Here is a 9,656-nt window from a genome sequence, read left to right on the forward strand (position 1 = left end):
ATAGAACATTTTCTTTTTTTGATACTTAAAAGATAACATATTGAAAGTCAAAAGAATAAATCCCTTATGGTTGCGGACGTATTGCAGAAATACCCCGGTTTCGTTCCAGGATACAGGGTACCACCCGGCCGGAGTGCCCCATGCAGAACAGCCATCACATCATTCTGCTTCTGTTCCTGGCGGGATTGTCCGCCCTGTTCGGCGCAGCCAATCAGGTGGAAGTGGAGTTGACCATTCCGGGGGGCTGGATTCTGCCACGGGTTCCACTGGTGGAACTGCTGTTTCTCTTCCTGTTCGCGGGTTATGCCCTGGGACTCCTGGCAGGCGTTCTTTCCAATCGAAAATACCGGCGATTGAACGACCATTTGCTGCTCCAGAATCGTGATCTTGAGCAAGAAGTAATCAATCTTCGCAATTTGCCTCTTGAAAAAGATCTTCCTTATTGAATAGTCGCGATCTATACGGGCTTTCCGCTAAACCAGTCACATACAAGAATAAAAATGTTTTTCTGGGATGGGGCAGGTTCCTCGATCTGGTTTTTGGCAGGGGCCGCTCTTCTGCTCTATCTGCTGGGCTACCTGCACGGACAGTCGCTGTGGCGACGCCGGGAAGGAGAAAGCCGCGCCGAAGGGGAGAAGGCTTCCTATTATCGTGGGCTCCACTTCCTGATCACTGATGAGCCCGACAAAGCCATCGAGGAGTTCACCAAAGCGGTCCGGCTCAATCTGGAGACGGTGGAGATCTATCTCTCCCTGGGAAACCTCTTCCGAGCCCGCGGCGAAGTGGGACGGGCCATTCGTATCCACCAAACCATCATCGCCCGGCCCAATCTGCCCCAGGAGACCCTGTGCGCCGCTCTCTACGCTTTGGGCGAGGATTATCGCCAGGGCGGCTTCGTGGACCGCGCCGTGGAAGCCTACCGCCGGGTGCTGGAGATCGACGACGGCCATCAACGGGCCATCCAGGGTTGTCTGAGTCTGCACGAAAGCGAAGCCCGCTGGGATCACGCCTTGGAAAGGTTGCGCCGTCTGCAGCAATTGACCAACCGGAAAGACCCCCGGCGGGAGGCCCATCTGCTGGTGAAACAGGCCATGGAGTTCGGCCTGTCGGGAACAGTGGATGAGGACCATCGGGAACGGATGCTGCAGACGTTGCGGGAAGCGATCACCATCTTTCCCGGATGTGTGGAGGCTCATCGCCTCCTGGGGGAGGCTTTGTTGCGTCAGGGTCAGGTGGAGGAGGCCATTCAGAGCTTCGCCGCCGTGCGGACCACCCGGCCCAGCCACTTTTTTTTGCTGGTGGATTCCTTGCGGCTGGCTTATGAATGTCGGGGAGATGTGGCCGGATTCGAACAGTGCCTGAGTGAAGCGGTGCAGGCTCCTGCGGTTTCCCCCCGGTTGATGGTGTGGTGGAGTGCATGGCTGGCGGAACGGGAACGGCAGGAAGAGGCCATCGTCGTTCTGCGACGGGGACTGGATACCTGTGCGGAGTCGTTGGAAATCGCGCTGCAACTGGCGACCCTGCTGGCCCGGAAAGGGTGTTTCGAAGAGGCGTGGCAGGTGGCGCGGGGTGGATTGGAGCGGCAGATTCACCTGTTGCACCATTTTCAGTGTACCCAGTGTGGATTCCGCTCCCGGGACATCTATTGGAAATGCCCACAGTGTCATCGGTGGGATACGATGGAGCCGTTGTGATTCTGAGAGCTTTTCTTTTCAATATTTTATCTTTTAAGTATCAAAAAAAGAAAATGTTCTATCTGTTGACGTTGATTTTTCGTTGAGACACTATCGGTAAAATCTTCTTTATAATTAGTATTCAGACCTTTACGGAGTATTATTGAGAAATTTGTAACTATTCAAACATAAGGGGGGATTATCCCCCCCGACGGGTCCAGGGCAGCGCCCTGGGACTTTTCCTTTTGCCGTTGACGTTCAACCCCATGGGGTCCAGGGGGCACCCCTGGGACTTTTCCTTTTTCTGTTGACACGATCATGCTGCACTGTGAAGGGGTCTGAATAGTTACAGAAATTTATATTTTAAAAGATAGAGTCAAAAGAAAGAACACTTTCTTTTTTTGATACTTAAAAGATAACATATTGAAAGTCAAAAGATTGTCCGCACCTGGACGCGGGCGTTTTGCCACTCCCTCTTCGGACCGATACCATGCACATTCTGATCGCTTGCGACCACGGCGCCCTGGAACTGAAACAACACCTCCTGGCCTGGTTCGCCTCCCGCACCGACTTCATCATCACCGACCTGGGTACCAGCAGCTCCCTCCCGGTCGACTACCCCGACCTGGCCTCCCGTTTGTGCCAGGATCTGCTCACCCATAAAGCCGAAGCCGGCATCCTGCTCTGCGGAACCGGCCTCGGCATGTCCATCGCCGCCAACCGCTTTCCCGGCATCCGCGCCACCCTCTGCCACGACGAATACACCGCCCGCCTCTCCCGCCAGCACAACAACGCCAATGTCCTGGTGCTGGGGGGCCGCACCACCGGCAAAGCCACTGCGGAAGGCATCCTGGAGGTCTGGCTGACCACCCCCTTCGAAGGCGGTCGCCATCAAACCCGCCTGGACAAGATCGAATCGGGCTGCAGCCCGCGGGAATAGTTGATAGTACACGTAACCAGCTGTATTTATCGGAAGGAGATAGGGACCGTGGAAGCCTTTCCAAGCCTTGCGCAAGTCGATCCGGAACTGTACGCCGCCATTGGCCACGAACTGGATCGCCAGCGGGACACCATCGAGCTGATCGCCTCGGAAAACATCGTCAGCCGGGCGGTTCTGGAGGCCCAGGGCAGCGTTCTGACCAACAAATATGCCGAAGGCTATCCCGGCAAGCGCTATTACGGCGGTTGCGAACATGTGGATCGGGCGGAAGCCCTGGCCATCGAACGGGCCTGCACCCTTTTCGGCAGCCGTTTCGCCAACGTGCAGCCCCATTCCGGCTCCCAGGCCAACATGGGGGCCTATCTGGCTCTGGCGGAGCCGGGATCGCTGATTCTGGGCATGACCCTGGCCCACGGCGGCCATCTCACCCATGGCGCCAGCGTCAACTTCTCCGGGCAGATCTACAAGGCGGTGCAATACGGCCTCGATCCGACCACGGAACGCATCGATTACGCCCAGGTGGAGGCGTTGGCCCTGGAGCACCGTCCGGCCATCATCGTGGCGGGGGCATCGGCCTATAGCCGCGTCATCGAATTCGACCGCTTTCGCGCCATCTGCGACAAGGTGGGAGCCGCCCTGGTGGTCGATATGGCCCACTTCGCCGGTTTGGTGGCGGCGGGAGAGCATCCCAGCCCGGTGCCCTACGCCGATATCGTCACCACCACCACCCACAAAACCCTGCGCGGTCCCCGGGGCGGCATGATTCTGACCAACCGGGAGGATCTGGCCAAGAAGATCAACTCGAAGATTTTTCCGGGCATTCAGGGCGGGCCGCTGATGCATGTCATCGCCGCCAAGGCCGTGGCCTTCAAGGAGGCGTTGAGCCCCGAATTCCGCCTGTATGCCGCTTTGGTACGGCGCAATGCGGCGCGATTGGCCGAAACCCTGGTGGCGGGAGGCCTGCGTATCGTCTCCGGCGGCACCGACAACCACCTGATGCTGGTGGATCTGACTTCCCGGGATCTGACGGGCAAGGATGCGGAACAGGCTTTGGAACGTTCCGGACTGACCTGCAACAAGAACGCCATTCCGGGTGATCCGCGCAGTCCGTTCGTGACTTCCGGCATCCGTTTGGGCAGCCCGGCGGCCACGAGTCGTGGTTTTGGCGTGGCGGAGTTCGCCCAGGTGGGTCGCCTGATCGTGCGGGTGGTGGATGCCACCAGCGGCAATCCGGGAGGCGATGCGGCGGTGGAGGCCGAGGTGCGGATGGAGGTGGCCGAATTGTGCCATCGTTTTCCCGTCTACCCCTGGTTGTGACAGAATACCGTTGGCACAGTCCGAGGGGGGGATCTCTCCCCCTGCCGGACTTTCAATATTTTATCTTCTAAGTATCAAAAAAAGGAAATGTTCTATCCTTTGACGTTTTCTTTTCTTTATTTTTTAAATAAAAGTCAAATGACAGAACATTTCCTTTTTTTTTGATACTTTAAAATATTGAAAGGCAGCGGCATCGATGATGGATTCCACGTATATGGCCCAGGCTCTGCGTCTGGCAGCGCGCGCCGAAGGACGCACCCGTCCCAATCCGGTGGTGGGCTGTGTCGTGGTGCGGGAGAACCGGGTGGTGGGGCGAGGCTATCATCACCGTGCCGGAGAGCCCCATGCCGAGGTGGAGGCCCTGACGGAAGCGGGGGAAGCAGCCCGTGGCGCCACGGTCTACGTCACCCTGGAACCCTGCAGCCACACGGGACGCACCCCCCCTTGCGCCGATGCCCTGTTGCGAGCCGGCGTGCGCAAGGTGGTGGCGGCCATGTCGGATCCCGATCCCCGGGTTTCGGGCAGCGGTTTTGCCCGGTTGCGGGAGGGAGGCGTGGAGGTGGTTTCGGGGGTGCTGGAAGAGGAGGCGCACGCCCTCAACCGCCCTTTTGTAACCCGCATCCTGCGGCAGCGTCCCCTGATCACCCTGAAAATGGCCGCCACGTTGGACGGCAAGGTGGCCACTCGTACCCGGGAGAGCCAGTGGATCACCGGAGAGGGCGCCCGCATGGCGGTGCAACGCCTGCGTGACCGCCACGACGTGGTCATGACCGGTATCGGCAGCGTGCTGGCGGATGATCCCCGTCTGAATTGCCGCTTGAAGGGGGGGCGGGATCCGGTCAGACTGGTGGTCGATTCCCGGTTGCGCATTCCGCCGGATCGGGCCATCTTCTCCTCCTCCCGCAGTGCGCCGTTATGGATTGCCACTGTTCTGGCTCCGGAGGCAGAAACGTGTCGCGCCTTGATGGAGCGTTGGGGCGAATCGGGCTTGCGCCTGCTGCATTGCCGCGCCACCGCAACCGGGCGGGTTGATCTGCCGGATTTGATGCAACGGGTGGCCGAAGCCGGCATGAACAGCCTGCTTTCGGAGGGGGGGTCGGAATTGGCCGGGGCTTTGGTTGATGCGGGTTTGGTGGATCGTTTGGCCTTGTTTGTGGCTCCCCTGCTCTTCGGGGGACGGGAGGCGCCGCCCATTCTGGGTGGATTGGGCGTGGCGCGCATCGCCGAGGCCCGAACTCTGAAAAACCTTGCAGTGCGCAACGTGGGGCAGGATCTGCTGATCACCGGAGATTTCCCCGGTTGATGAGCCGAAATACGGGGGTCCGGAGGGGATAATCCCGAACCCCTGCATACCGCAACAGATTCAGGAAAGAAGCGTCGCCGTGTTTACCGGATTGATCGAAGAGGTGGGTGAACTGATCGCCTTGCGCCGCCAGGGACAAGACGCCCGCTTGACCGTGCGCTGCTCTTTTGGCGCTGCGGTGCGTCCGGGCGACTCCATTGCGGTGAACGGCGTCTGCCTGACGGCAGTGGCGTGCGAGGCAACCGGTTTCGCGGTCGAGGCCTCCTCGGAAACCCTGTCCCGCACCACCCTGGGAACCTTGAGCCCCGGCGCCACCCTCAACCTGGAACGGGCGCTTCCGGCAGGCGGACGTCTCGACGGCCACCTGGTGCAGGGACATGTGGACACGGTGGGCACGGTGGTGCGTTTGCAATCCCGGGGACGTTCCGTGGAAATTTGCTTCCGTGTCCCTTCGGCCCAGGGGCGTTATATTGTGTCCAAAGGCTCCATCGCGGTGGATGGGGTCAGCCTGACCGTCAATGGTCTGCTGGATCGGGGGGATGACACGGAGTTTTGTGTCAACATCATTCCCCACACCCAGCTCAAAACCACCCTGGCGACGTTGCGCGTCGGCAGCGAGGTCAATATCGAAACCGATCTGATCGGTCGGTACGTGGAGCGGTTGCTGCACGGTCAAACCGCTTGTGGAACCCGGAGCCGTCTGGACGAGGCTTTCCTGCGGGAGCGCGGCTTTGCCTGAAAGATGAACAGCATGGAATTCGAATTCAATCCGGTTGCAGAGGTGCTTGAAGAGATTCGCCGGGGCCGCATGGTCATCCTGGTGGACGACGAGAGCCGTGAAAACGAAGGCGACCTGATCATCGCCGCAGAGCGTTGCACCCCGGAAGCCATCAACTTCATGGCCCGCTTCGGACGGGGTTTGATCTGTCTGGCCATGACGGAGGAACGGGTCTCCTACCTCAATTTGCCGTTGATGGTGAAGGACAACAACGCCAAATTCAAAACGGCCTTCACGGTTTCGATCGAGGCGCGCACCGGCGTGACCACGGGCATTTCGGCCCACGACCGGGCGCGTACCGTGGCGGTGGCCATCGCCGATGAGACCACCCCGTGCGATCTGGCCCGACCGGGTCACGTCTTTCCCCTGATGGCCCGCCGGGGAGGCGTGCTGGTGCGGGCGGGACATACGGAAGCCTCGGTGGATCTGGCCCGGCTGGCCGGCCTGAAAGCGGCGGCGGTCATCTGCGAGGTGCTCAACGACGACGGCACCATGGCCCGGGTGCCGGATCTGATTCCCTACGCCCAGCAGCACGGTATCAAGATCGGCACCATCGCCGATCTCATCGCCTACCGCATGGAAAACGAAAAACTGGTGCATCGCGCCGTGGAGACCCGGCTGCCCAGCGACTTCGGCGGCGAGTGGAAACTCTTCGTCTACACCACGGTGGTGGACGATTTCCAGCATGTGGCTCTGGTCAAGGGGGAGATTCGTCCGGGAGAGCCGGTACTGGTGCGGGTCCACTCCGAATGTCTGACGGGAGATCTCTTCGGCAGTCAGCGTTGCGATTGCGGTGGGCAGTTGCACCGGGCCATGGAGCAGATCGGCGCCGAAGGGCAGGGGGTGATCCTCTATTTGCGGCAGGAGGGGCGGGGCATCGGCTTGATCAACAAGATGCACGCCTACAATCTGCAGGATCAGGGCATGGATACGGTGGAGGCCAACGTTCAGTTGGGTTTCCCGCCGGATTTGCGGGATTACGGTATCGGCGCCCAGATCCTGAGGGATCTCGGGGTCAATCGTATGCGCATTCTGACCAACAATCCGCGCAAGATCGTGGGTTTGGAAGGCTATGGCCTGGAAGTAATGGAACGGGTGGCCATCGAAATGAGGCCGCGGGAGAACAATGCCCACTATCTGGCCACCAAGCGGGCCAAACTGGGCCATCTGTTGCAGGGTGTGGCGGATGACAACGAGGCCGAGGCGCTGGCCGAGGCGGGGAGTACACGATGACGGACGAAATCAAGGTGGTGGAAGGTTTGCTGGATGGCGCCGGATGTCGCGTGGCGCTGGTGGTCTCCCGTTTCAACAGCTTCATAACGGAGCGTCTGCAGGAGGGAGCCATCGATTGCCTGGTGCGTCACGGCGTGCGTCGCGGCGATATCACCGTGGTGCGGGTTCCCGGAGCTTTCGAAATTCCCCTGGCCACCAAACGGCTGGCGGCTGCGGCTCGTTACGACGGCATCGTCTGTCTGGGGGCGGTGATTCGGGGTTCGACGCCCCATTTCGACTTCGTGGCTGCGGAAGTGACCAAGGGGGTGGCGCACGTCTCCCTGGATTCCGGCTTGCCGGTAGGGTTCGGGGTCTTGACCACCGATTCGGTGGAACAGGCCATCGACCGGGCAGGCACCAAAGCCGGCAACAAGGGTTGGGAGGCGGCCATGTCGGTGCTGGAAATGATGCACCTCAGCCGCCAGCTGTGACGCGCCCCATGGCAAACGAAGGCGCGACGCCGGCCAGGCGACACCATGGCGCACGGCACAAAGCCCGGGAGATGATCCTGCAGGCTTTCTACCAGTGCGACATCTCCGGCGAAAACATGGAACGGGCCGTGGAGCAGATTGCCGAAGATCAGGCCGAGGGCTATGGCGACATGGAATATTTCCGCCATATCGCGGTAGCCGCCTGGCGGCGTCTCGCGGAGATCGATCCCTGGATTGCCAAGGGAGCCGACAACTGGGCTCCGGAACGCATTTCGGTGGTGGATCGCAACATCCTGCGGCTGGGGGTCTACGAGTTGCTGGCCACGGATCTGCCGATTCAGGTGGTGATCAACGAGGCGGTGGAGCTGTCGAAGCGTTTCGGTACCGAGGATTCGGGACGCTTCATCAACGGGGTCATGGATCGCATTGCCGGCTGGCTGCGGGTCAAGGGAATCCGTGGCCCCGGCCAGCGTGACAATCCCCCTCAGGATTAGTCCGGAAGTTACGATTCAGGAACCTGCACAGCGTGACCGTATCAACGATAAAAGCAAGAGTCCCAGGGCGCTGCCCTGGATCCATCGGGGGGATAATCCCCCCCGAACCCCCGTATACCTGAACAGATACGTCCGGAACAGGATTGGAAGGGAGCGGTGATGGAGGGAGTCAGAACGATAGCCTCTTTGGGAGAATTCGGCCTCATTCGCACCTTGTTTGCCCCGCTGCAACAGGCCGAAGAGGCGTTGGTGACGGGTATTGGCGACGACGCCGCCGTGTTGGCGGTGCCTCGCACCCAGCATCTGCTGGTCACCACCGATGCTTTGCTGGAAGGCAGTCACTTCCTGCGGGACGACGACCCCTATCTGTTGGGTCAAAAGGCCTTGCGGGTCAATCTGTCGGACATTGCCGCCATGGGGGGACAGCCCAGGTGGTACACGCTCTCCCTTGCCCTGCCGCCGTCGATACCGGTGTCGTGGGTGGAGGAGTTCTCCCGGGGGTTGGCGGATACCGGACGGGAATACCAGGTGAATCTCATCGGTGGGGACACGGTGGGCACCAAGGGGTGTATCGCCATCACCATCACCCTGTTGGGACTGGTGGGACGGGGACGGGCTTTGGGGCGCAAGGGTGCGCGTCCGGGGGATCGTCTATTCGTTTCGGGAACCATCGGGGACGCCACGTTGGGTTTGTCCCATCGCTTGCGGCGCATGACCATCAATAATCCGGACGATCTGGCCTGGTTCCAGCGGCGTTTTCATCTGCCGGAGCCGCGGGTGGCCTTGGGGCAGATGTTGCAGGAGACGGCGCTGGCTCATGCCCTGATCGATATTTCCGACGGGCTGGTTTCGGAGTTGGGACACCTTTGCCGCGAATCCGGGGTGGGGGCGGCGATTTACACCGAGCGGGTACCGTTATCGGATGCGGCGCGCCGGGTTTTGGCCGGGGCGGCCACGCCGGAGCAGAAGGAGTCGATTCTGCGACAGATTCTGACCGGTGGGGAGGATTACGAGTTGTTGTTCGCGGTGGCGGAAGGGGCGCTGGATCAGATCGAGGCGTTGGAGGCCCGCAGCGGCACCAGAATCACCGAAATCGGACGCATCACCCGGGAGGCGGGGGTGATCTCTCTGTTTGAAGAAGGGCATCCCATCAAGTTGCCGGAGGGCGGTTTCCGGCATTTTTGAACATACGGGGGGCCGGGGGGGACTATACCGCGTCTACTTTGGAATACGTAATTTTTCTGTATCTGTTCAGGTATACCGGGGTTTGGGGGGGATTATCCCCCCCAACGGGTCCAGGGCAGCGCCCTGGGACTCTTCCGTTTGCTGTTGACTTCCGACCCCATGGGGTCCAGGGGGTACCCCTGGGACTTTTCCTTTCGCCGTTGACTTGGTCATATCGCGCTACGCGGGATCCTGAATAGTTACAGAAAAATTACGCATTCCAA

Annotated in this window: 10 protein-coding genes; all 10 read left to right on the forward strand. The window is 60.3% G+C overall.

The window, feature by feature from the left end; genetic code table 11:
- Positions 1-140: 140 nt before the first annotated feature.
- The 10 genes from HQL56_15380 (at position 141) to thiL (ending at position 9,393) form a co-directional block, all read left to right on the forward strand.
- Positions 141-446 carry a hypothetical protein gene (locus HQL56_15380; protein MBF0310901.1) on the forward strand — a complete coding sequence of 102 codons (306 nt, stop codon included), beginning with the start codon at positions 141-143 and terminating at the stop codon, positions 444-446.
- Between the two features lie 54 nt (positions 447-500).
- A complete protein-coding gene (locus tag HQL56_15385) occupies positions 501-1,694 on the forward strand; it encodes a tetratricopeptide repeat protein (protein MBF0310902.1) in 1,194 nt (397 codons plus the stop codon).
- Positions 1,695-2,163: 469 nt separating this feature from the next.
- Entirely contained in the window at positions 2,164-2,613 is a 450-nt protein-coding gene (gene rpiB / locus HQL56_15390) for a ribose 5-phosphate isomerase B (GenBank protein MBF0310903.1), read from the forward strand.
- A gap of 48 nt (positions 2,614-2,661) precedes the next feature.
- On the forward strand, positions 2,662-3,930 hold the full coding sequence (locus HQL56_15395; protein MBF0310904.1) for a serine hydroxymethyltransferase: 1,269 nt from the start codon (positions 2,662-2,664) through the stop codon (positions 3,928-3,930).
- A 196-nt stretch (positions 3,931-4,126) separates the two neighbouring features.
- The gene (gene ribD, locus HQL56_15400) at positions 4,127-5,233 is read left to right on the forward strand and encodes a bifunctional diaminohydroxyphosphoribosylaminopyrimidine deaminase/5-amino-6-(5-phosphoribosylamino)uracil reductase RibD (protein MBF0310905.1); all 1,107 of its coding nucleotides are present in this window, start codon (positions 4,127-4,129) and stop codon (positions 5,231-5,233) included.
- A 79-nt stretch (positions 5,234-5,312) separates the two neighbouring features.
- Positions 5,313-5,972 carry a riboflavin synthase gene (locus HQL56_15405; GenBank protein ID MBF0310906.1) on the forward strand — a complete coding sequence of 220 codons (660 nt, stop codon included), beginning with the start codon at positions 5,313-5,315 and terminating at the stop codon, positions 5,970-5,972.
- A gap of 12 nt (positions 5,973-5,984) precedes the next feature.
- On the forward strand, positions 5,985-7,244 hold the full coding sequence (locus HQL56_15410; GenBank protein MBF0310907.1) for a bifunctional 3,4-dihydroxy-2-butanone-4-phosphate synthase/GTP cyclohydrolase II: 1,260 nt from the start codon (positions 5,985-5,987) through the stop codon (positions 7,242-7,244).
- On the forward strand, positions 7,241-7,714 hold the full coding sequence (locus HQL56_15415; protein MBF0310908.1) for a 6,7-dimethyl-8-ribityllumazine synthase: 474 nt from the start codon (positions 7,241-7,243) through the stop codon (positions 7,712-7,714). The genes HQL56_15410 and HQL56_15415 overlap by 4 nt, the downstream gene beginning before the upstream one ends.
- Before the next feature lie 8 nt (positions 7,715-7,722).
- Positions 7,723-8,208: a transcription antitermination factor NusB gene (nusB, locus tag HQL56_15420; protein MBF0310909.1), complete on the forward strand. Its 486-nt coding sequence runs from the start codon at positions 7,723-7,725 to the stop codon at positions 8,206-8,208.
- Positions 8,209-8,367: 159 nt separating this feature from the next.
- Positions 8,368-9,393 (forward strand): thiamine-phosphate kinase, encoded by a 1,026-nt coding sequence (gene thiL, locus HQL56_15425; protein ID MBF0310910.1) that lies wholly within the window; start codon positions 8,368-8,370, stop codon positions 9,391-9,393.
- The last annotated feature ends 263 nt before the right edge of the window (positions 9,394-9,656 follow it).

It is taken from the genome of Magnetococcales bacterium, assembly GCA_015231925.1.
Taxonomy (GTDB): Bacteria; Pseudomonadota; Magnetococcia; order Magnetococcales; family JADGAQ01; genus JADGAQ01.

Bases quoted from the DNA above. Each gene is read 5' to 3' on its own strand.
- HQL56_15380 (MBF0310901.1), top strand. From the start codon at position 141: ATGCAGAACAGCCATCACATCATTCTGCTTCTGTTCCTGGCGGGATTG.
- HQL56_15410 (MBF0310907.1), top strand. From the start codon at position 5,985: ATGGAATTCGAATTCAATCCGGTTGCAGAGGTGCTTGAAGAGATTCGC.
- nusB (MBF0310909.1), top strand. From the start codon at position 7,723: ATGGCAAACGAAGGCGCGACGCCGGCCAGGCGACACCATGGCGCACGG.
- ribD (MBF0310905.1), top strand. From the start codon at position 4,127: ATGATGGATTCCACGTATATGGCCCAGGCTCTGCGTCTGGCAGCGCGC.
- thiL (MBF0310910.1), top strand. From the start codon at position 8,368: ATGGAGGGAGTCAGAACGATAGCCTCTTTGGGAGAATTCGGCCTCATT.
- HQL56_15415 (MBF0310908.1), top strand. From the start codon at position 7,241: ATGACGGACGAAATCAAGGTGGTGGAAGGTTTGCTGGATGGCGCCGGA.
- HQL56_15385 (MBF0310902.1), top strand. From the start codon at position 501: ATGTTTTTCTGGGATGGGGCAGGTTCCTCGATCTGGTTTTTGGCAGGG.
- rpiB (MBF0310903.1), top strand. From the start codon at position 2,164: ATGCACATTCTGATCGCTTGCGACCACGGCGCCCTGGAACTGAAACAA.